Source organism: Pseudophaeobacter sp. 1A16562 (assembly GCF_041008785.1).
Taxonomy (GTDB): Bacteria; Pseudomonadota; Alphaproteobacteria; order Rhodobacterales; family Rhodobacteraceae; genus Phycobacter; species Phycobacter gallaeciensis_A.
In genome coordinates, this window is the sequence record NZ_JAXGFT010000005.1 from 252,444 (window position 1) to 274,857 (window position 22,414).

At 62.1% G+C, this 22,414-nt stretch carries 16 protein-coding genes; 6 read left to right on the plus strand and 10 right to left on the minus strand.

The genetic code is table 11. The annotated features are described in order from the left end of the window. Positions 1-2 precede the first annotated feature (2 nt). The 4 genes from SM764_RS09485 to ade form a co-directional block, all read right to left on the minus strand. The gene (locus SM764_RS09485) at positions 3-902 is read right to left on the minus strand and encodes a DMT family transporter (protein WP_274829970.1); all 900 of its coding nucleotides are present in this window, start codon (positions 900-902) and stop codon (positions 3-5) included. A gap of 163 nt (positions 903-1,065) precedes the next feature. Then, positions 1,066-1,359 carry an HU family DNA-binding protein gene (locus SM764_RS09490; protein ID WP_065271973.1) on the minus strand — a complete coding sequence of 98 codons (294 nt, stop codon included), beginning with the start codon at positions 1,357-1,359 and terminating at the stop codon, positions 1,066-1,068. Between the two features lie 142 nt (positions 1,360-1,501). Then, entirely contained in the window at positions 1,502-2,968 is a 1,467-nt protein-coding gene (locus tag SM764_RS09495; RefSeq protein WP_369001634.1) for an AMP nucleosidase, read from the minus strand. After that, positions 2,965-4,767 carry an adenine deaminase gene (ade, locus tag SM764_RS09500; protein ID WP_369001635.1) on the minus strand — a complete coding sequence of 601 codons (1,803 nt, stop codon included), beginning with the start codon at positions 4,765-4,767 and terminating at the stop codon, positions 2,965-2,967. Before ade ends, SM764_RS09495 begins: the two co-directional genes overlap by 4 nt. A gap of 182 nt (positions 4,768-4,949) precedes the next feature. On the opposite strand from ade, the gene SM764_RS09505 reads away from it, so the two are divergent. Next, entirely contained in the window at positions 4,950-5,720 is a 771-nt protein-coding gene (locus SM764_RS09505; protein WP_369001636.1) for a class II aldolase and adducin N-terminal domain-containing protein, read from the plus strand. 43 nt (positions 5,721-5,763) lie between these two features. Then, positions 5,764-6,963, plus strand: a complete 1,200-nt coding sequence (locus tag SM764_RS09510) for a hypothetical protein (protein ID WP_347508711.1) — start codon at positions 5,764-5,766, stop codon at positions 6,961-6,963. A gap of 3 nt (positions 6,964-6,966) precedes the next feature. On the opposite strand, the gene SM764_RS09515 is transcribed toward SM764_RS09510, so the two are convergent. Then, positions 6,967-7,905, minus strand: a complete 939-nt coding sequence (locus SM764_RS09515; RefSeq protein WP_369001637.1) for a GlxA family transcriptional regulator — start codon at positions 7,903-7,905, stop codon at positions 6,967-6,969. Between the two features lie 78 nt (positions 7,906-7,983). On the opposite strand from SM764_RS09515, the gene SM764_RS09520 reads away from it, so the two are divergent. The 3 genes from SM764_RS09520 to SM764_RS09530 all read left to right on the plus strand — a co-directional run bounded on the left by SM764_RS09520 (position 7,984) and on the right by SM764_RS09530 (position 12,337). Beyond that, positions 7,984-9,147, plus strand: a complete 1,164-nt coding sequence (locus SM764_RS09520; protein WP_065271978.1) for an acyl-CoA dehydrogenase family protein — start codon at positions 7,984-7,986, stop codon at positions 9,145-9,147. 353 nt (positions 9,148-9,500) lie between these two features. Continuing rightward, positions 9,501-11,540: an acetate--CoA ligase family protein gene (locus SM764_RS09525; protein ID WP_369001638.1), complete on the plus strand. Its 2,040-nt coding sequence runs from the start codon at positions 9,501-9,503 to the stop codon at positions 11,538-11,540. Then, on the plus strand, positions 11,537-12,337 hold the full coding sequence (locus SM764_RS09530) for a carnitinyl-CoA dehydratase (RefSeq protein ID WP_369001639.1): 801 nt from the start codon (positions 11,537-11,539) through the stop codon (positions 12,335-12,337). The genes SM764_RS09525 and SM764_RS09530 overlap by 4 nt, the downstream gene beginning before the upstream one ends. A 112-nt stretch (positions 12,338-12,449) precedes the next feature. Here SM764_RS09530 and queG read toward each other — a convergent pair whose 3' ends face one another. From queG to SM764_RS09555, 5 genes are all read right to left on the minus strand, one after another. Further along, the gene (queG, locus tag SM764_RS09535; RefSeq protein ID WP_369001640.1) at positions 12,450-13,502 is read right to left on the minus strand and encodes a tRNA epoxyqueuosine(34) reductase QueG; all 1,053 of its coding nucleotides are present in this window, start codon (positions 13,500-13,502) and stop codon (positions 12,450-12,452) included. Positions 13,503-13,523: 21 nt separating this feature from the next. After that, positions 13,524-14,189, minus strand: a complete 666-nt coding sequence (gene fzlA / locus SM764_RS09540) for an FtsZ-binding protein FzlA (RefSeq protein ID WP_065271982.1) — start codon at positions 14,187-14,189, stop codon at positions 13,524-13,526. 64 nt (positions 14,190-14,253) lie between these two features. Then, on the minus strand, positions 14,254-14,988 hold the full coding sequence (gene mtgA, locus SM764_RS09545) for a monofunctional biosynthetic peptidoglycan transglycosylase (RefSeq protein ID WP_369001641.1): 735 nt from the start codon (positions 14,986-14,988) through the stop codon (positions 14,254-14,256). Positions 14,989-15,299: 311 nt separating this feature from the next. Beyond that, positions 15,300-19,832, minus strand: coding sequence for a glutamate synthase large subunit (gene gltB / locus SM764_RS09550; RefSeq protein ID WP_369001642.1), 4,533 nt, complete (start codon positions 19,830-19,832; stop codon positions 15,300-15,302). A gap of 75 nt (positions 19,833-19,907) precedes the next feature. Continuing rightward, complete coding sequence (locus SM764_RS09555; protein WP_065271985.1) at positions 19,908-21,347, minus strand: NAD(P)-dependent oxidoreductase; 1,440 nt, start codon at positions 21,345-21,347, stop codon at positions 19,908-19,910. Between the two features lie 238 nt (positions 21,348-21,585). Between SM764_RS09555 and SM764_RS09560 the strand changes: the two genes are divergently transcribed. Next, entirely contained in the window at positions 21,586-22,389 is an 804-nt protein-coding gene (locus SM764_RS09560) for an undecaprenyl-diphosphate phosphatase (RefSeq protein ID WP_065271986.1), read from the plus strand. The last annotated feature ends 25 nt before the right edge of the window (positions 22,390-22,414 follow it).

Consider the following 22,414-nt stretch of genomic DNA (forward strand, 5'->3'; position numbering starts at 1 on the left):
ATCTATTCTGCGGGTTTCGCTGCGACTTTGGCCGCTCTGCCCGGCTGACGGGACAATTGCACCGCCAGAATGCCGCCGGTGACAATCACCACTCCAACAATATCCAGCGGCCCCAGTTTTTCACCCAAAAGAAGGCTGGCGATCGCCACCCCGAAGACCGGGTTCAGAAAGTGGAAGGTGGCGGCACGCACCGCGCCAATGCGGTTCAGCAGCAGCACCCAGATAAAGGTCGCGGCAAGCCCCGGCACCAGCGTAGTGTAGGCAAAGGCCAGTGCCAGCGGCAGGGTCGGATTTACAAAGATATCCTCGAACAGCGGCGCCGCGATAAACAGGCAGGCCGATCCGATCAGCATCTGCAACCCGACCACCATCATGAAATTGCCGCCCGATGTGGCCCCGCGCAGGGCCAGGGTTGCCAGGGTCAGGGCCAGAACGCCGACACCGCAAAGCGCCATGCCGAACAGATCGACCCCGGCGCTGATCCGGGTGCCCATGATCAGGGCAACGCCGACAACACCGGCCAGAAGGCCGACAATGCCCAGGGGTTTCAGACGTTCCCGGAACACCAACCAGGAGGCCAGTGCTACCAGCAGCGGCATAGTCGAGGCGATGATCGCCGCCAGCGACGCTTCGATCGTCTGCATGGCGACAAAGTTCAGCCCCAGATACAGCGCATTCTGACAAATCCCGAAAATGATGGTCGCGCGCCACTGACCGCGTGTCAGCCGCCAGGTCTGTCCCATTGCCAGCGCGATTGAGATCCCGATCAGGCCCGAGATGAGGAACCGCACCGCCAGGGAAAATAGGGGCGAAGCATCCACGACGATGATCCGCGCCGAGGTGAAAGCCGAGGACCACATCAGGGCAAAGGTCAGCCCCATGGCGATTGCACGAATATCCAAAGCTGATCCTCCCCTGAATTGCCCGGACAGTCCCGCAAATGGCGCCGGGGCGCAAGGCCCGCTCACATCAGAGTGAGACATCCCGGTTCCTTGCGCCCAAAAAGAAAGGGCCGCCCGAGGGCGACCCAAATTCCTGTCAGATCCAAAGGATCCGGTCCGAGACTTATGCGTCTTCGTTGACGCTGTCTTTCAGAGCCTTGGCGATGGTCATTTTTACAACCTTGTCGGCTTCTTTCATGAACTTTTCGCCAGTGGCAGGGTTGCGCACTTCGCGCTCGGGGCGCTCGCGGCAATAGATCTTTCCGACACCGGGCAGGGTCACGGCGCCGCCGTTGGAAACTTCACGCGTGATCAGCGCGCAGACGGCGTCCAGAGCGGCACCAGCTGCTTTCTTATCGCTGCCCATTTCCTCAGCCAGCGCTGCGACAAGCTGGGTTTTGGTCATCGGTTTGGACATTCTTAGCTCTCCTTAAAACTGCCCGAACTGTGGGGCCTCATTGCGTGACATTATCGTTATGTTGTGCGGTAACACAACGCGTAGCGATAGCAAAGATCGTGAAAACAAGCGAATTTCCGCAGAAATTTGGGGAAAACTAGCCTCAGAGGAAGGCCGTTTCATCAAAAGAGCGCAGTTTTCGGCTGTGAAGCCGCTCCAATGGCATGCCGCGCAGCTGCTCCATTGCCCGAATTCCGATCTGCAAATGGCGCGCAACCTGGGTCTGATAGAAGTCCGACGCCATGCCGGGCAGCTTCAGCTCGCCATGCAGCGGCTTATCCGAGACACAGAGCAATGTGCCATAGGGAACCCGGAAGCGATAGCCATTTGCGGCGATCGTCGCGCTTTCCATATCCAGCGCGATGGCGCGCGACTGGCTGAGCCGCTGCACCGGGCCGGACTGGTCGCGCAGTTCCCAGTTGCGATTGTCGATGGTGGCGACGGTGCCGGTGCGCATGATCCGCTTCAGATCGTACCCTTCGAACTCGGTCACCTCGGCCACGGCCTGTTCCAGTGCGATCTGGATTTCCGCCAGCGCCGGGATCGGGGTCCAGACAGGCAGGTCATCATCCAGCACGTGATCCTCGCGCAGGTACGCATGGGCCAGCACAAAATCGCCCAGCGCCTGGGTGTTCCTAAGACCGGCACAATGGCCCACCATCAGCCAGGCATGCGGCCGCAGCACCGCGATATGATCGGTGGCGGTTTTGGCATTGGACGGGCCAACGCCGATATTGACCAGCGTGATGCCGCTGCCATCCGCCCGTTTCAGATGGTAGGTCGGCATCTGCGGCAGTTTGGCGATGGCTGGAATGTCGGCATCTGCATCGGTGATCTCATGATCGCCGGTGCTGACAAAACTGCTATAGCCCGAGGCCGGATCGGCCAGCTGCGCGCGCGCATAGGCTTCGAACTCGGCCACGTAGAACTGGTAGTTGGTGAACAACACGTGGTTCTGGAAATGGGACGGATCGGTTGCCGTGTAATGGGCCAGCCGCGCCAGCGAATAATCGACACGCTGCGCAGTGAACAGCGACAGGGGGCCGCTGCCATTGGTGGGCTGATGAGTGCCATTGACGATGTCATCATTCGTCGTGGACAGATCCGGCACGTCAAACACATCGCGCAGGGTAAACCCGGCGGCGCCGTCCTGTGGCACCGTCAGATCCTGCCGCGAGGCCACGGCGAAATGCACCGGGATCGGCGTTTCCGAAGCACCGATGACCACCGGCTGTCCGTGGTTCTTGATCAGCAGGCCGATCTGCTGGATCAGGTAATTGCGGAACAGGTCCGGGCGCGTCACCGTGGTGGCATAGGTTCCCGGCATCGACACATGGCCAAAGCTGAGCCGCGAATCCACCTGCGCAAAGGAAGAGGTGGTAAAGCGGATTTCAGGATAGAAGGCGCGGATACGCTGATCCTGCGGCGCATTTCCAGACATCACCGCCATGAAAGCGTTGCAGAGGAACTCCGTGGACTGCCGGTAAAGCAGCTCCAGCCGCTCCACAGCCTCGGCGGCGTCGGTGAATGTCTCGGGGGCTGGGTGTTTAGGCAAGCGGATGGTGGTCATGAAATCGGCTCTAACACGGGGATTTTCTTGAATGTGCGCACATCCACCAGCCCCAGATCTGAAATCCGCAGCTCAGGAATTACCACCAGCGCCAATAGCGAATGCTGCATATAGGCGTTGTTCAGCTTGCAGCCACAGGCCTCCATCGCCTCGACCATCTTCTGCGCCTTGTCGGCAACCTCGGTCGCGGGGCTGCTGGACATCAGGCCCGCGATGGGCAATTCGACCAGCGCTAGCTCCTCTCCGTCGCGGAACAGGGTGATACCGCCGCCAACCTCGGCCAGGCGATTGGCGGCCAGCGCCATCTGCTCCCGGTCGGTGCCAACCACGATCATGTGGTGGCTGTCATGCGCCACGGTCGAAGCCATCGCCATGGACCCCTGATAGCCAAAGCCCGAGACGAAGGCATTGGTGACGCCGCCCGTGGCCTGATGGCGTTCGACCAGCGCGATCTGGCAGACCTCGCCGGTGCCTTCGACCAACCCGTCGACCACCGGCAATTCCGCCTTCAGCGCCTTGGTCGGGGCCTGGTTCTCCACCACGCCAATCACATTGGCGGTAACCGAGTTCGCTCCCTCCGGCGCCTTCAGTTCAAAATCACCCGCCGACAGCGTGTGGCCAAGATGCACCGTGCCGGTGGCGCTCTCTGGCCAGTCATAGTGCGGGCATTCAACAGCAATAGAGCCGTTTTCTGCCACGATCTGCCCGCGCGCGATCACCAGTTCGATGGGCAATTCGCGCAGGTCCGAGGTCAGGATCACATCCGCGCGCCGCCCAGGGGTAATTGAGCCAAGCTCGCGCTCCAGCCCAAAGTGCGTCGCCGTGTTGATGGTGGCCATCTGCAGCGCGATTACCGGATCGCAGCCGCAGGCGATGGCGTGGCGCACCACCCGGTTCATATGGCCATCGTGCACCAGCGTGCCGGAATGGCAATCATCGGTGCAGAGAATGAAGTTGCGCGGGTCGAGGCCCTTTTCCGTCACAGCGGTGATCTGGCTTTCGACGTCATACCAGGCAGACCCCAGCCGCATCATTGACCGCATGCCCTGACGGACCCGGGCGATGGCGTCCGCTTCGCAGGTGCCTTCATGATCGTCTGCAGGGCCACCTGCCACATAGGCCGCGAAATCCGGTCCCAGATCGGGAGAGGCGTAATGCCCGCCGACTGTTTTACCTGCCCGTTGGGTGGCGGCGATTTCCGCCAGCATCTTGGGATCGGCGTTGGCGACGCCGGGGAAGTTCATCATCTCACCCAGACCGATGATGCCGGGCCATGTCATCGCCTCGGCCACGTCTTCGGCGGTGATCTCATATCCAGTGGTTTCCAGCCCCGGCGCCGAAGGCGCGCAGCTGGGCATCTGGGTGAAGATATTGACCGGCTGCATCAGCGCCTCGTCATGCATCATACGCACGCCATCAAGGCCCAGAACATTGGCGATCTCATGCGGGTCGGTGAACATCGAGGTGGTGCCATGCGGGATCACCGCGCGGGCAAATTCCGCCGGAGTCAGCATGCCGGATTCGATATGCATATGGGCATCGCACAGGCCGGGAATCATATAGCGGCCGTTGGCCTCGATCACCTCTGTCTCTGGTCCGGTGCAATAAGAGGCGTCCGGCCCGACATAAGCAATGCGCCCCGCGACGATGGCGATGTCGTGCCCGTCCAGCACTTCACGGGTGTGGACATTCACCCACCTGCCCTGACGGATCACCGTATCTGCGGGCGCGCGGCCTGCGGCAACTTCGATCAGTTTCGGGGCGGAATCGGGCCAGCTGGGAAATGCGGTCTGTGTCATGCGCCAATTGTTCTGATTGCGCTCACAAGTGCAAGGGCCGAAGGCATCCTGTCATCAAAGGATCACCTTCTGCACAAAGCGAAAAATCCCCCTTGCCACTTCCCTGTCGGCGGAGGAGGCTGGAACAAGATGATCAATAAGGCCCGAAACAGGCTCTAACTTGGATATATGGAGAGGTTCCCATGACCGTCACGGATCTGCGCCCCGATGCCGACCGGCAGAATATCGAACACTGGCAGGAGCGGGTGGACCTTGCGGCGACCTTCCGCTGGACCGAGCGGCTCAATATGCACGAAGGCGTGGCGAACCATTTCAGCCTCGCAGTGAACCCCGAAGGCACGCGGTTCCTGATGAACGCCAACCAGATGCATTTCGCCCGCATCACCGCCTCGAACCTGTTGCTGCTGGATGCGGATGATCCGGCCACGATGAACCGGCCCGATGCCCCCGATCCCACCGCCTGGGGGCTGCATGGCTCGATCCACCGCCTGTGCCCGCACGCGCGCTGCGTGATGCATGTGCATTCGATCTTTGCCACGGTTCTGGCCTCTCTCGCCGACAGCAACCTGCCTGCCATCGACCAGAACACCGCGACCTTCTACGACCGTTACGTGATCGACGATGGCTATGGCGGTCTTGCCTTCGAGGATGAAGGCGCCCGCTGCGCCGCCATGCTCACCGATCCCAAGAAGAAGGTGATGATCATGGGCAACCATGGGGTTCTGGTGATCGGCGACACGCCCGGCGATACCTTCAACCGGCTCTACTATTTCGAACGCGCGGCCGAGACCTATATCCGCGCCCTGCAGACCGGCCAGCCGCTGCGCTATCTGTCGGACGAAGTCGCCGAAAAGACCGCCGCCGAGCTGGACGCCTATCCCGGGCAGGCCGAAGCACACCTGCGCGAGATCAAGGCAGTACTGGACAGCGAGGGGTCAACTTACGCAAGCTGAGGCGGGGCCTGTCCCCGCATGAGTTGTTGATGAGGGCTGCCCGATGCATGCGATTGCCGATACCACCCGTCTGACGGCAGAGGGCGTGATCACCGCCGATCAGGCCCGCATCATCGAATCCCGCGCCCGCGAAGCGATGATAACCCTCGGGGTCAACGTGATCCTGTGCCTCGGGATCCTCGCGGCGACGGGCGGCTTCATCTTCTGGCTGGCCGATCCGCTGCCCGTGGCGATTGCGGGTCTGCTGATGACCCTCACCGGGCTGGCGATCCTGGCCCGGGGGGGCGAGATGTTCCACATGTTCGGCAACGCTGCCACGCTGATCGGCGCAGGCATGCTCATCGGTGGCGCCACGCTGGAACTGATGGACAATTACGAAGAGATCGCCGGCTGGGTCCTGTGGCCGGTGGGTGGTTTGCTGCTGGCAGCTCTTTCCCTGCGGTACTGGCGCGGCGGGCTGTCGTCGCATTTCGTACTGGGGGCGCTGATCCTGATGGCGCTGGCCGTCCATATCATCGGGATCGAAGCGCTGAGCAGACAACACGATATCGGTTCTCCGCTGCGCAACTTTGAAATGCTGTATTATGCGGCGCTGCTGGCGGGGATCGGCGCGCTGATCGACGTGCGGCTGGTCACCGCTTTTGCTCTGGCGCCTTTTGCTCAGGCGCTGGAAACGGGCAGCGCCTATTTCCACGCCGCCTACGTGTTCTATTCCCCGGAACCCACCCTATCGATTCTGCAGATGTCTGCGCTGATCGCCCTGTGCCTGTGGCTCGCCCGCAGCCAGCCGGAACGCATTGCGCGGCATCTGCGCATTCTTGTCATGCTGGCCTTTGTGGTGGCCAACCTCTGTGCGCTGGTCGGTTCGCTCTGGGGGGATTTCGTGGGCGAAACCATCTGGGGGCCGGGACGCTATTACGGCAGCGTTCATCAGGACTGGGACAGCTTCAATGCCGCGCGCACCGCGTTCCGGGACACTGCGCTGGAGCTGTCGGCCAATCTCTATTCCATCCTCTGGGCACTGGCGCTGGCGGGCATGGTGGTCTGGGCGGCGATGCGCAACGAACGCGGTCTGTTCAATGCGTCGCTGACCTTTGGCGGTATCCACGCCTATACCCAACTGTTCGAAAGCTTTGCCGATGAACCGCTGGCCTATGTGATCGGCGGGCTGGCAGCGGTTCCGCTGGCCTGGGGGATCTGGCGGCTAAACCTGTGGATCACTGCCCGGCAAGCGGCCCCGTGACCCCTACCCCCGGCGCATCTGGCGCGGGGTACTGCCGAACTCCTGCCGGAAGGCACGTGTCATGGCGCTGGGATCCTCATAGCCGCAGCGCAGGGAAATCTCGGCCACGCTGAGCGTGGTTTCCAGCACCAGTTTGCGCGCCTGTATCAGCCGCAGCCTGCGATAGACCGCTTGCGGCGGCGCGCCCAGTTCCGCCTTCATCCGCACCTCCAGATCCTTTTGACTGCGGCCCACCCGGCGGGCGACCTCTCCGATGGGCAACGGCATCTCCAGATTCGCCTGCATCAAGTCGATGGCCCGCACCAACGACCGGCTGCGGGCCAGTGGGATAACCTGACCGCCAGTGGCCTCCGGGCTCATGAACAGCGCCGCAAGCTCCAGCCGCAGCGCTTGGCCGTGGCGTTCCGCGATCAGATCCAGCATCAGCTCGAAGGCAGCCAGCGCGCCAGAACAGGTGACCCGATCCCCGTCCCGCACATAACGCAGCCGCTGCGCATCGACCGAGGGGAAGGCCTCGGTGAAACCCTGCAACTCTTCCCAATGGATGGTGGCCCGGTGCTCGTCCAATAGCCCCGCAGAGGCCAGCAGCCAGGCCCCGGCATCAAACCCCGCCATCACCGTGTAGCGCCGCGCCGCCGCCCGCAGCCCGCGCAACGCCTTATCGGTGGCCAATGGCCGGTAATGATAGCTGGGCATGGCGATCAGCATGTCGCCGCCGTATTCAGCGAGCCGCCCGTGCGCGTTGACCTCCATCCCCGCCGAAGACACCGCCGTGCCGCCCTCCAGCGTCAGAAACCGCCAATCGTAGATCTGCCGCCCGGCCAGCGTATTGGCCGCGCGCATTGGCTCGACCGTATTGGCCAAACAGTGACCCGAGAAATCATCAAACAGCAGCACATCCACCTGCTGCGGTGCGGCGCGATCTTTCACCCAACTTTGCATGATTTTCTCCATTTACGCATGAAACGTACCTATATCCCGCGTAGTCTCCCGGACAAGCGAACAAGAAGGATTCCGCAGATGCAGTTTGGGATGACCGAAGAACAGTCGATGATCGTCGACACCACCCGCGCCTTTGTCGAAAAAGAGCTGTACCCCCATGAGCTTGAGGTGGAGCGCAGCGGTCATCTGCCGATGGAGCTGATCAAGGAGCTGCAGGCCAAGGCGATGGAAGCCGGTCTTTATGCTGCCAACATGCCCGAAGAGGTGGGCGGCGCCGGGCTCGATACGCTCAGCTGGCTGATGTACGAAAAGGAACTGGGTCGCGCCAACTACGCGCTGCACTGGACCTGCGTTGCGCGCCCGTCGAACATCCTGCTGGCCGGTACCGACGAGCAGAAGGAAAAGTACCTCTACCCCTGCATGAAGGGTGAAAAATGGGATTGCCTGGCAATGACAGAGCCGGGCGCCGGGTCCGATCTGCGCGGCATGACCGCCACGGCGCGGGCGGACGGGGATGATTACATCCTCAACGGCACCAAGCATTTCATCAGCCACGCCGATATTGCCGATTTCGCCATCGTCTTCATGGCCACGGGCGAAGAGGATACTCCGCGCGGGCCGAAAAAGAAGATCACCGCCTTTTTCGTCGACAAGGGCACGCCGGGCTTCAGCGTGCGCGACGGCTACCGCAATGTCAGCCACCGCGGCTATACCAACGCGGTGCTGGAATTCGACGATTGCCGCCTGCCGAAATCCGCCATTCTGGGTGAGGTGGACAAGGGGTTCGAGGTTGCAAACACTTGGCTAGGCGCAACGCGACTGCAGGTTGCGGCCACCTGTCTGGGCCGCGCTGAACGCGCCTTGCAGCATGCGGTGGAATACTCCGCCGAGCGCAAGCAATTCGGCCAGCAGATCGGGAAATTTCAGGGCGTGTCCTTCAAACTGGCGGATATGGCAACCGAGCTGAAGGCAGCAAACCTTCTGACCTGGGAAGCAGGCTGGAAATTCGATCAGGGCAGCGTCACCGAAAGCGACATGTCCATGGCGAAACTGAAGGCGACTGAAATGCTGGCCATGGTCGCGGATGAGGCGATCCAGATTCACGGCGGCATGGGCCTGATGGACGAGCTGCCGCTTGAGCGTATCTGGCGCGATGCCCGGGTTGAACGGATCTGGGAAGGCACCAGCGAAATCCAGCGCCACATCATCAGCCGGGAGTTGCTGCGTCCTCTGGGCGGGTAACCCCCGGTGGTGAAGACCATATTTCCCTGCTACCGGCCGTTTTTCACTCATTGGATGAGCACCGGATTTGGGTCAGATTTCGCGACCTGTTTACGGTACGCCTCTGTCGCAGACCTGATACCGTCGGGTTCCTGTGCAACCAAAGTGCAGCGATCTCCCGGGAAAAAAGGCAGTTCAAAAACGACAACCCCCCGGACCCAAAAGGAACCGGGGGGCGTTCTGAAATCGCGGTCTAAAGCATCCCTACTCAATCCGCACAACCATAAAGGGATCATTTCGTTAATGAAACGTTATCAGCGCGGCTATAATTCCGCCCTTGGCCCAAATTTTTTCAGTTTGCATGGAGTTTCAGCATGACTCCGCGCCTGTCACGACTGTTGCGGCCCGAAACAATCGCCGTCATTGGCGGCGGCGACTGGTGTCGGCTGGTGGTTGAGCAATGCCGGTCGATGGGATTCGCTGGCCGGATCTGGCCGGTTCACCCCAAGGCCGAAGAGATCGCAGGTCTGCCCGCCTATGCCTCCGTTGCGGATTTGCCCGCTGCACCGGACGCCAGTTTCATCGGTGTGAACCGCTTTTCCACTGTGGATATCGTCGCCGACCTTGCCGCCCGGAATGCCGGCGGCGCGGTCTGTTTCGCCTCCGGGTTCCTCGAGGCTCAGGCCGAGGATGCCGAAGGCGCCGACCTGCAGGCCCGGCTGCTGGAGGCCGCGGCCGAGATGCCGATCCTTGGCCCGAACTGCTATGGGTTCATCAACTATCTGGATGGCGCGCTTTTGTGGCCGGACCAGCATGGCGGGCAACCGGTTGATAGCGGCGTGGCCATCGTTACCCAAAGTTCGAACATCGCCATCAACCTCACCATGCAGCAGCGCGGTCTGCCCCTTGCATATGTGGTGACAGCGGGCAATCAGGCGCAATCCGGCATCGCCGACATTGGCGCCGCCCTGCTGGAAGACGACCGGGTGACGGCCCTTGGTCTGCATATCGAAGGCTTTGGCGATCTGCGGGCCTTCGAGGCCCTCGCCCAACGTGCCCGGGAGCTGGGCAAACCCATTGTTGCCCTCAAGGTTGGAAAATCAGCCGAGGCCCAGGCAGCGACCGTCTCCCATACCGCATCGGTCGCCGGGGGGGATGCAGGGGCTACGGCGCTGCTCGCCCGCCTTGGCATTGCGCGGCTCGATGATCTCTCTTCTTTCCTTGAGACGCTGAAACTGCTGCACGTCACCGGGCCTCTCGCCTCAAACCGGATCGCCTCGATCAGCTGTTCTGGCGGCGAGGCCAGTCTGGCGGCGGATACAGCCCATGACCTTGATGTGGTCTTTCCGCCGCTGAACGAGCGCCAGACGACCAACCTGCGCGCGGCGCTGGGGCCGATGGTGGCCCTGGCCAACCCCCTGGATTACCACACCTATATCTGGCGCGACGTCGATGCGATGACCCGCGCCTTTTCCGCGATGATGGACCCATCGCTGGCGATGACCCTGCTGATCGTCGATTTCCCGCGCCCCGATCGCTGCTCGGCCGCGGACTGGGACTGCGCGATTGAGGCCGCGATTGGCGCCCGCCAGCAGACTGGCGCCAATGTCGGGATGGTAGCCTCACTGTCCGAACTCTTGCCCGAGGAGGTCGCGGCGCAGCTGATGGCGGCAGGCGTGGTGCCCTTCTGCGGATTACGCGAAGCGATCATCGCCTGCGAAGCCGCCGCAGGATCCCCCCTGCCCGCTGCCGAGCCGCTGTTGCTGCCCACGCCGACGGTGAATCCCGATCTGATCCCCGAGGCCGAAGCCAAGCGGCGCCTTGCGGACTACGGCCTGCGCATCCCGAAATCCCATCGCGCAAAAACACCGGGCGCAGCGCGCGCCAGCGCAGCCGACATTGGTTACCCGGTAGCGCTGAAAGGTGAAGGCGTTGCCCACAAGACCGAGGCGGGCGCCGTGGTTCTGAATCTGATGTCCGGCGGCGCCGTAAGCGCGGCCGCCGAGCAGATGCCCGCCTCCTCCTTCCTGGTCGAAGAGATGATCACGGATGCGGTGGCCGAACTGCTGATCGGCGTGGTGAAGGATCCAGCACATGGCTTTGTCCTGACCCTGGCCGCTGGTGGCACCCTGACCGAATTGATGCAGGACAGCGTCTCACTTCTGCTGCCCGCCAGCGACACGGCCATCGAGGCTGCGCTCAGCTCCCTGCGGATCGCTCAGGTGCTCGACGGCTACCGGGGCAGACCCGCCGCAGACCACGCGGCCATCCTGCGCGCCGTTCGCGCGGTCGGCTCTTATGTGCTGGACCACGCCGAAGGACTGGAAGAGATTGAGATCAACCCGCTGATTTGTACCGCCGATGATGCCATCGCGGCGGATGCGCTGATGCGCAGAAAGGACTGGATGAGATGACCGACACAGAAACTGCACAAAGCCCCGTCAAAACCCGCCGCGAAGGCGCCATCCTTGAGGTGACGCTGGACCGGCCCAAGGCCAATGCCATCGACCTGAAGACCAGCGTTGTCATGGGCGAGGTGTTCCGCGAATTCCGCGATGATCCCGAATTGCGCGTCGCCATCGTGACAGGTGGCGGTGACAAGTTCTTCTGCCCCGGCTGGGACCTGAAGGCTGCCGCGGATGGTGATGCCGTCGATGGCAATTACGGCGTTGGCGGCTTCGGCGGCCTGCAGGAAATGCGCGAGATGAACAAACCGGTGATCGCAGCGGTAAACGGCATCGCCTGTGGCGGCGGGCTGGAACTGGCGCTGTCGGCAGACATGATCCTTGCTGCCGATCACGCCACCTTTGCCCTGCCGGAAATCCGTTCGGGCACGGTGGCCGATGCGGCCTCGATCAAACTGCCCAAACGCATCCCCTATCACATCGCCATGGAGCTTTTGCTCACCGGACGCTGGTTCGACGCGGAAGAGGCGAACCGCTGGGGGCTGGTGAATGAAATCGTCGCCGCCGATCAGCTGATGGACCGCGCCTGGGAGCTGGCTCGGCTGCTCGCCTCGGGGCCGCCGCTGGTCTATGCGGCGATCAAGGAAATCGTGCGCGATGCCGAAGATTCCAAGTTCCAGGATGCGATGAACCGGATCACCCAGCGGCAATTGCGCTCGGTCGATGTACTCTATGACAGCGAGGATCAGATGGAAGGTGCCCGCGCCTTTGCCGAGAAACGCGATCCGGTCTGGAAGGGCCGCTAGAGCTTTTCGGGCTGAGCCTGAAACAATGGATCAACTGAGGCATGTCACCTAATCGCCCGCCATGCGGCGGGCGGACGCGTGCCTGCCGCTGGCGCGACAGGCGGGAAAAGCTTCAACTCCCTTTGATGCGCTGCACCGCCCAGCGCGCGGCATCGGCGACCACGGGATCCGCATCCTCGGTCAGCCGCGCCGCCACCGGGCCAAGGGCGGGATCGCCAGAATTGCCGATGGCATATAGAACATTGCGCACAAACCGATCCCGCCCGATCCGCTTGATCGGCGAGCCCGAGAACATCGCCCGGAACGCCGTATCGTCCAGCGCCGCCAGATCGGCCAGACGTGGCGCGCTTAGCCCTTCGCGGGCGGCATAACGCATGTCGCTGGCTGCAACCGCGAATTTGTTCCACGGGCAGGCGGCCAGACAATCGTCACAGCCATAGATCCGGTTGCCCATCTTGCCGCGCAGCTCTTCGTCAATCGGGCCTTTGTACTCGATCGTCAGATAGGAAATGCAGCGCCGTGCATCCAGTTGATAGGGCGCGGGAAAGGCATCTGTCGGACAGGCCGCAAGGCAGGACCGGCAAGACCCGCAATGATCCCGCTCTGGCGCATCGACCGGCAGCTCCAGCGTGGAGAAAACAGAGCCTATGAAGGCCCAGTTGCCCCAGTCCCGGCTGACCAGGTTGGTATGTTTGCCCTGCCAGCCCAGCCCCGCCGCCTGCCCCAGCGGCTTTTCCGGCACCGGCGCAGTATCGACAAAAACCTTCACCTCGGCAGGATCGCCCACCTTCTCCGCCTCGGCAATCAGCCAGCGTGCCAGACGTTTCAGGCGTTTCTTGACCAGATCATGGTAATCCTTGCCGCGCGCATAGACCGAGACCGCACCCCGGTCAGGCTGGCCCACAACCGCCATTGGGTCTTCGTCGGGGGTATAGCTTTCGGCGAGCATGATCACCGATTTCGCCTCGGGCCACAGCTGCGCCGGATCACCGCGCCAATGGCTACGCTCCGCCATCCACCCCATCTGCCCGTGATACCCTGCCTCAAGAAAGGCCTGCAGCCGCGCTGGCACCTCGGGCACATCCCCCGGGCGGCAGATCCGGCAGGCGACGAACCCTTCGTCCAGCGCCTGGCGGATCAGCTTTTCCTTCAGGGCAGCGCTCATGCCAACACCGGCAGGCGCAGATCAAAAATCGAGGTCGGCATAATGCGGCGGCGGCCGGAAGCCGGGGATCTGATCAGCCAGGATCGACCGGAATGCCGGGCGCGACTTGATCTTGGCATACCAATCCTTCACGGCGGCAGAGCGGTTCCAATCCACATCGGAGATATAATCGAGCGATGACAGATGCGCAGCGGCAGCAAAATCCGCCAGCGTCATGCTGTCCCCCGCCAGCCAGCGCCGGTGATCCAGCAGCCAGGCCATGTAATCCAGGTGATACTTGATCGCCCGCGCACCGGCCTTGACGTTGCGGCTGTCAGGATAGCCTTCGCCAGTGACCTTCTTGTTGACCCGCTCATAGAGCAGTTTCGAGGTCACCTCGTGGTGGAACTTGTCATCGAACCAACTGACCAGACGGCGCACCTCATAACGGCCATCGGGATCAGAGGGCATCAGCGACGGTTCGGGGCGGCTTTCCTCAAGATATTCGCAGATCGCCGCGCTTTCCGACATCATCTTGCCATCAAGACGCACCACCGGAACCTTGGCCGCCGGGTTGCGGCGCAGGAAATCGGGATCTTTCTCCCAATAGCGTTCTTCGACCAGTTCGACCTCGATCTTCTTTTCCGCCAGCGACAAGCGGACCTTGCGACAAAACGGTGAGAGCGGGACATGATACAGGCGTGCCATTGGCGGGTGGAGTCTCCTGAAGCGTGCGGGATAGAACCAGCAATGCCCGCTTGTGGCAAAAGTTTCAATCCTCGAAACAGGCTGATCGTCCATCTGCGCGGATGGTGGCCGCCCCATCCCGGATCTGCGCCGCCCGTTGACGGACGAATTTTGACGGCCGCGACGCCGATCTGCCCTTGGGATCCGGCAGCACCGCCGCGATCAGCGCCGCCTGACGCGCGGACAAAGCATCCGGGCCGACGCCGAAATACTGCCGCGCCGCCGCTTCGACGCCAAAGACGCCTTCGTCCATTTCCGCGACGTTCAGATAGACCTCCAGAATGCGCCGCTTGCTCCAGATCGCCTCGACCAGCGGAGTCATCAGTGTTTCCAGCGCCTTGCGGATCCAACTGCGCCCCTGCCAGAGGAATACGTTCTTCACCACCTGTTGGGAAATCGTCGACCCGCCACGCTGACCGCCCTCGGCCAGGGCCGCGCGGATCGCGGTGACATCAATACCCCAATGCTGGCAATATCGCGCGTCTTCCGCCGCCACGACGGAGCGCGCCATGACCGGTGCGATATGGTCAAACGGGACCCATTCCCGATCCACCTCACCCAGCCTGCGCTGTTCGCTCCAGATCGTATGGGTGATCGGCGGGTTCACCACCGAATAGAGTGCCACCAACGCCACAGCCAGCAGGGCAGCCGCAAAAAAGGCTCTAAGAACCCATTTGCGCACCCACCTCAGGGGCCAGGTCATCCGGTGCAGCAACGACGCACTGCGCGGGCCCGGCTTTTTCTTCGCTGCCTTCGCCATACCCCCTCTATACGGCAGAGCCACCCGTGGCTGCCACCGTGAAATCCGCCTGCTGCTCCGGAGCCCTCATCGCTTGCCCAAAACGGGCACGGGACAAAGGGACGGCTCAGGCAGAATTGCGGAGGCTCCGCGCCGCAGGCGGGGAAACCGTCATTCTGCTTGAACCGTCCCTGTCCCGGGACAGGCAGGGCATCAGGCGATGCGGGCACCGGGGCTTGCTGCTCGGGTGACTCGGAGAGACTCCCCAAAAAGAAAAAGCCCCGCAGGCGGGTCGCCTGCGGGACAATTTGATAGCACTGTTTTCGTCCGGCTTATTCGGCGGGAACGGCAGCCTGCTCTTCCGAGATCGGATGCGTCAGCTTGTTCAGCATCTCCTTGGGGCAGACCTGCAGGAAATTACCCTTCTCGATGTCCCAGTGCTGCAGAATCTCGGCGGCCTTGCGGCTTCCGGTTTCCTCAAGATGACGCTCGATCAGGCCTTTCAGCTGCGCTTCCCAATGCGCGACGGTGACCGGGCACGTAACCAGCGATTCCATGTTCATCATGGTCTCGGCCTTACCCTCGGGGTCATAGAGGTATGCCATACCCCCGGTCATGCCCGCACCAAAGTTGGCGCCGATGGAGCCTAGGATGACCGCAACACCGCCGGTCATATATTCACAACCGTTGGAGCCGCAGCCCTCGATCACCACCTTGGCGCCCGAGTTGCGGACCCCGAAACGCTCGCCCGCGCGGCCCGCTGCGAACAGGTAACCGTCCGTAGCGCCATAAAGCACGGTGTTGCCAACGATGGTGTTGTCGCTTGCCACCAGCGGCGAGGCCATCGGCGGACGCACGACGATCATGCCACCCGACAGGCCCTTGCCGACATAGTCGTTGGCATCACCGGACACTTCCAGTTTCAGACCCGGCGCCGCAAAGGCCCCCAGGGACTGACCGGCCGAGCCTTGCAGCTTCACCGTAAGGTGGTTGGGCTGGAAGGAATTGCGCATGCCGAAGTTGCGCACGATGTGGCTCGACGTGCGGGTACCTACGGTGCGGTGGGTGTTCTGCACCGCATAGGACAGCTGCATCTTTTCGCCATCCTGCAGGAACCGCGCCGCATCGCGCACGATTTCCGCATCCAGCGTATCCGGCACCGCGTTGCGGTCCTTGTCGCGGTTGTAGACGATGCTGGCAGAGCCATCGACGGTGATCAGCAGCGGGTTGAGGTCGAGATCATCGAGATGCGCCGACCCGCGGGAGACCTGCGCCAGCAGATCCGCACGGCCAACCACTTCATCCAGGCTGCGCGCACCGATGGAAGCGAGGATTTCCCGCACTTCCTGCGCGTAGAAGGTGATCAGGTTCACCACCTTGTCGGCGTTGCCGGTGAACTTGTCACGCAGGCTTTCGTCCTGGGTGCAGACGCCCACCGGGCAGGTGTTCGACTGGCACTGACGCACCATGATGCAGCCCATGGCGATCAGCGCGGCGGTACCGATGCCGTATTCCTCGGCGCCCATCATCGCGGCCATGACGATGTCGCGTCCGGTGCGCAGACCACCATCGGTGCGCAGAGTCACGCGGCCCCGCAGGTTGTTCATCGCCAGCACCTGATGCGCTTCGGTCAGACCCATTTCCCAGGGCAGACCCGCGAATTTGATCGAGGTCGCGGGCGAAGCACCGGTGCCGCCATTGGCGCCCGAGATCAGGATGATGTCGGCCTTCGCCTTGGCAACGCCAGCAGCAATGGTGCCAACACCAGAGGAAGCCACCAGTTTCACCGTCACCTTGCAGCGCGGGTTGATCTGTTTCAGGTCATAGATCAGCTGCGCCAGATCCTCGATCGAGTAGATATCGTGGTGCGGCGGCGGCGAAATCAGCGTCACGCCCTTGGTCGAATGGCGCAGACGGGCGATCAGGTCTGTGACCTTCATCCCCGGCAGCTGACCACCTTCACCCGGCTTGGCGCCCTGAGCGACCTTGATCTCCAGCTCTTCACACTGGTTCAGGTATTCGGCGGTGACACCGAAACGGCCCGAGGCCACCTGCTTGATCTTGGCCGAGGGGTTGTCGCCATTGGGTTCGGGCACAAAGTGTGCCGGATCCTCGCCCCCCTCACCGGAGTCCGATTTGGCGCCGATGCGGTTCATCGCGACGTTCAGCGTTTTGTGTGCCTCGGGCGACAGCGCCCCCAGCGACATGCCCGGCGTCACGAAACGCTTGCGGATCGCGGTGATGCTTTCCACTTCCTCCAGCGGCACCGGTTTGCCCAGCGGTTTGATGTCCAGAAGGTCGCGCAGATGGATCGGCGGATTGCTCTTCATCTTGGCCGAATACTGCTTCCACATCTCGTAGGACGCCTTGTTGCAGGCCATCTGCAGCATATGCATCGAGCTGGCTTCCCAGGCGTGGGTCTCACCCGATTTACGCGCCTTGTAAAAGCCGCCAATCGGCAGGACGTTCTGCTGCTCTGCCCACGCGGTGCCGTGGATTTCCTCAGCCTTGACCTGGATACCCGACACACCGATGCCGGAAATCCGGCTGGTCATGCCCGGGAAGTATTCGGCGCACATGGCACGGGACAGGCCGACGGCCTCGAAGTTGAGCCCCCCGCGGTAAGAGGAGATCACCGAGATGCCCATCTTGGCCATGATCTTCAAAAGGCCCTGATCGATGGCTTCGCGGTAGCGGCTGACGTTTTCGGTCAGGCTGCCGTCCAAGAGGCCGCGTTCGATACGGTCTGCCAGCGAATCCTCGGCCAGGTATGCGTTCACCACGGTGGCGCCACAACCAATCAGCACCGCAAAGTAATGCGGGTCGATACACTCGGCCGAACGCACGTTCAGCGAACAGAAGGTCCGCAGCCCCTTGCGGGTCAGATGCGAATGCACGGCGGAGGTCGCCAGGATCATCGGCATTGCAACCTTGTCCGCATTCGAATGCTGATCGGTCAGAACGATATGGCCAGAGCCGGAGCGCACTGCCTCTTCAGCCTCGGCGCGAATGCGCTGGAGCGCCGCATTCAGCGAGCCTTTGCCTGCCACGAAGGTACAGTCGATCTCGACCAGCGGCGCGTTGAGGCTCTCCATCAGCTTGTCCCACTGGGCGTTGCCGACAAAGGGGCTTTCCAGAACGAAGATCTCGGTCTGGCTGCTGTCCTCATCCAGAACGTTCTTGAGGTTCCCGAACCGCGTTTTCAGCGACATAACCCGGTATTCACGCAGGGAGTCGATCGGCGGGTTGGTCACCTGGCTGAAGTTCTGACGGAAGAAATGCGACAGCGGGCGGTATTTCTTGGAGAGAACCGCCGACGGGGTGTCGTCGCCCATCGAAGCGAGGGTTTCCTTGCCGTCCTCAGCCATCGGCGCCAGGATCTGCTCCAGCTCTTCGATGGTGTAACCAGCCGCAATCTGGCGACGGCGCAGTTCTTCGCCCTGGAACAGCGGCTTTTCCGTTACCGTGGCAAGGGATTCGTCCAGATCGTTGATCTTTTCAACCCACTCGCCGAACGGCAGAGCGGCGGCCAGCTTGTCCTTGATCTCGGTGTCGTGGAACAGCTTGCCCTTTTTCATGTCCACGGCCAGCATCTGACCGGGGCCAAGCGCGCCCTTTTCCACCACGTTGGCTTCGTCGATCGGAACCATGCCCGCTTCGGACCCCGCGATCACCAGACCATCGCCAGTGACGACATAGCGCATCGGGCGCAGGCCATTACGGTCCAGACCGGCGCAGACCCAGCGACCATCTGTCATTGCCAGCGCGGCCGGGCCATCCCAGGGCTCCATCACGGAGTTGCAGTAGGAATACATGTCGCGCCAGGCTTCGGGCAATTCCACCGCCTGTTTCGACCAGCTTTCCGGCACCAGCATGGTTTTCGCCATCGGAGCCGAGCGGCCCGCGCGCACCAGAACCTCAAACACCGAATCAAGCGCCGCCGAGTCGGAAGAGCCGCCCGCGATGATCGGTTTGATGTCCTCGGCGTAATCGCCAAAGGTGGAGGAGGCCATGCGGATCTCATGGCTCTTCATCCAGTTGACGTTGCCCTTCAGCGTGTTGATCTCACCATTGTGGGCCAACATGCGGAACGGCTGTGCCAGCCACCACTGCGGGAAAGTGTTGGTGGAATAGCGCTGGTGATAGATCGCAAAGGCAGATTCAAAGCGTTCGTCCATCAGGTCGGGATAGAAAACCGCAACCTGTTCGGCGAGCATCATGCCCTTGTAGATGATCGACCGGCAGGACAACGAAGCAATATAAAGCCCACCGATCCCGGCAGCGGCGGCTGCTTTCTCAATCCGGCGGCGGATCACGTAAAGCTCCCGCTCAAAGGTGTCTTCGTCCACGCCCTTGGAGTTGGAGATCAGGATCTGCTCGATCTCGGGGCGGGTGGCGTTGGCCTTTTCACCCAGGCAGGTCACATCGACGGGCACGTGGCGCCAGCCATAGATGTAATAGCCCATGCGCAGAACTTCGGTTTCCACGATGGTCCGGCAGGTTTCCTGAGCCCCGAAATCGGTACGCGGCAGGAAGACCTGACCAACCGCGATCAGCTGATCGGTGTGCGGCTCGTGGCCGGTGCGCTTGATCTGGTCATAGAAGAAGGGAACCGGGATCTGCACGTGGATGCCCGCACCATCGCCGGTCTTGCCATCGGCATCGACCGCACCGCGGTGCCAGATCGCCTTCAGCGCGTTGATACCGGCTTCGACCACCTTGCGGCTGGCGCTGCCATCCTGCGAGACGACCAGACCCACACCGCAGGAAGAATGCTCTTCTTCCTCGGAATAGAGACCGTTTTCTGCCATCCACTTGCGCTTGGCTTCTTCGGCGCGGACCCATTCTGCATCATATTTCGTCATGTCATTTTCCTTTGCCTGGCGGGGGCGCCTCGCCTGTTTCAGGGGCGCGCATCCGCGTGGGACCGAAGTCTTTGTTTATTCAGCTGCGACGGCTGCCTTTGCGTTGAACCGCTCCAGGATCGCCTCGGCGCAGTCACGGCCGTCCTTGATGGCCCAGACCACCAGGCTCGCCCCGCGCACGATGTCGCCCACGGCATAGACCCCGGGCAGATCGGTTGCGCCGGATTTGAACTCGGCCTTGACGGTGCCCCAGCGGGTGACCGGCAATTCGGGCTGGCCCCAGAGGGTCGGCAGATCTTCCGGCTCAAAGCCCAGCGCCTTGATCACCAGGTCGGCCTCTTCGACATAGTCGGCACCTTCGATCACCTCGGGGGCCTGACGGCCGGTGGCATCGGGGGCACCCAGGCGCATTTTCTGCACCATCACGCCGGTCACCTTGCCGTCCGCATCGGCAAATCCCTTGGGCGCCGACAGCCATTCGAAGACGACGCCTTCTTCCTCGGCGTTCTGCACTTCGCGCTGCGAACCGGGCATGTTGGCACGGTCGCGGCGGTAGAGACATTTCACCGATGTCGCGCCTTCGCGGATCGAGGTCCGCACGCAGTCCATCGCGGTATCACCGCCGCCGATCACGACGACCTTCTTGCCTTCGGCATTCAGCTCACCGCTATCGAATTCGGCAACCGTGTCGCCAAAGCTGCGCTTGTTGGAGACGGTCAGGAAGTCGATCGCCTTGACGATGCCCGCCGCGCCGCTGCCCGGCATGGCCAGATCGCGGGATTTATAGACGCCGGTGGCAATGATCACCGCGTCATGCTTGGCCCGGAGATCTGCAAAAGAGATGTCCTCGCCCACGTTGCAGTTCATCACGAATGTAACGCCGCTGTCTTCGAGCAGTTTGTTGCGGCGCATCACCACGTCTTTTTCCAGCTTGAAGCCGGGAATGCCGTAGGTCAGCAGCCCGCCGGCCCGGTCATAGCGGTCATAGATGGTGACCTGCACACCCGCGCGGCGCAGCATGTCCGCAGCTGCCAGACCGCCGGGGCCGGCACCGATGATGCCAACGCTTTCGCTACGCTCATGAAGCGGTGCAAAGGGTTTGACCCAGCCATTTTCCCAGGCGGTGTCGGTGATGTATTTCTCCACCGCGCCGATGGTGACCGTGCCATGGCCAGATTGCTCGATGACACAGTTGCCTTCGCACAGGCGGTCCTGCGGGCAAATGCGGCCGCAGATTTCCGGGAATGTATTGGTCGCCTGGCTGGTGGCATAGGCTTCTTCCAGACGGCCGGTCGCGGTCAGACGCAGCCAGTCGGGGATGTTGTTGTGCAGCGGACAATGGGACTGGCAATAGGGCACGCCACACTGACTGCAGCGGCTGGCCTGCTCTTCTGCCTTCGCCTGGGCGAACTCCGCATAGATTTCGTCGAAATCTTCCTTGCGCGCTTCCGCGGTCCGCTTCTCGGGCATGTCGCGTTCGATCTGCACGAATTTGAGCATTGGTTGCTTGGCCACGGGGGGACTCCATTTTTAGCTTGCTCCGGTCGTCATAGATCGAAGCGCGGCGGATTAAAAGTCAACTGTACTGACCTATTTTGTCAGTTCTCGCTTTCTGATACCCGCTGGAGCAAAAAAGTACAGTGATTTTAGATCCGAATCGGACCTAAGTGCTGCGCTTCCCATCCGGGCGCAAATTAACTAAAGAAAATTGACCGCTTAGGACCCCTCCGGTCCGATACAGGAGCGCCCGGCCATGCCTCTCTTTCAACTCGTCCTGGTCGCCCTCATTCAGGGCATCACCGAATTCCTGCCGATTTCCTCCTCCGGGCACCTGATTCTGCTGCCTGCGCTGACCGGGCTGGACGATCAGGGGCAGGTGATCGACGTGGCCGTTCACGTCGGCACACTGGCGGCCGTGGTGATCTATTTCTGGAAAGATGTGCGCACCGGCCTGATGGGGTTGCCGCGTCTGGCCTGCGGACATGTAGACACCGAAGGTGCCCGACTGGCGCTGGGGCTGATCGTCGCAACAATCCCCACGGTCCTGTTCGGCGCCGCCCTGCATTTCACCGGCTTCAGCGACGCCCTGCGCTCAACTGCGGTCATCGGCTGGACCATGCTGATCTTTGGCATTGTCCTATATGTCGCCGATCAGAAGGGCGCGAGCCTGAAATCCGCACAAGACTGGGGCCTGCGTGATGCGCTGATCATGGGGTTGTGGCAGATGATCGCGCTGATCCCCGGCACCTCGCGGTCCGGCATCACCATCACCGGTGCCCGGCAGTTGGGCTATACCCGCACCGAGGGCGCACGGATTGCCATGCTGATGTCGATCCCCACCATTATCGCCTCGGGCGTTCTGCTGGGGGCTGAAGTCGCGGTTGAGGCAAATACCGCCCTGATGCGCGACGCCGCCATCGCCGCCGTGCTGGCGCTGGTCTCGGCCCTTGCAGCCCTTAGCCTGATGATGAGGTTGCTGAGATCGGTCAGCTTCACCCCCTATGTGATCTACCGGGTGGTTCTGGGCGTTGTGCTGCTGATCGTCGCCTATAGCTGAGATCCCTCTGCGCCGATCAGACAAA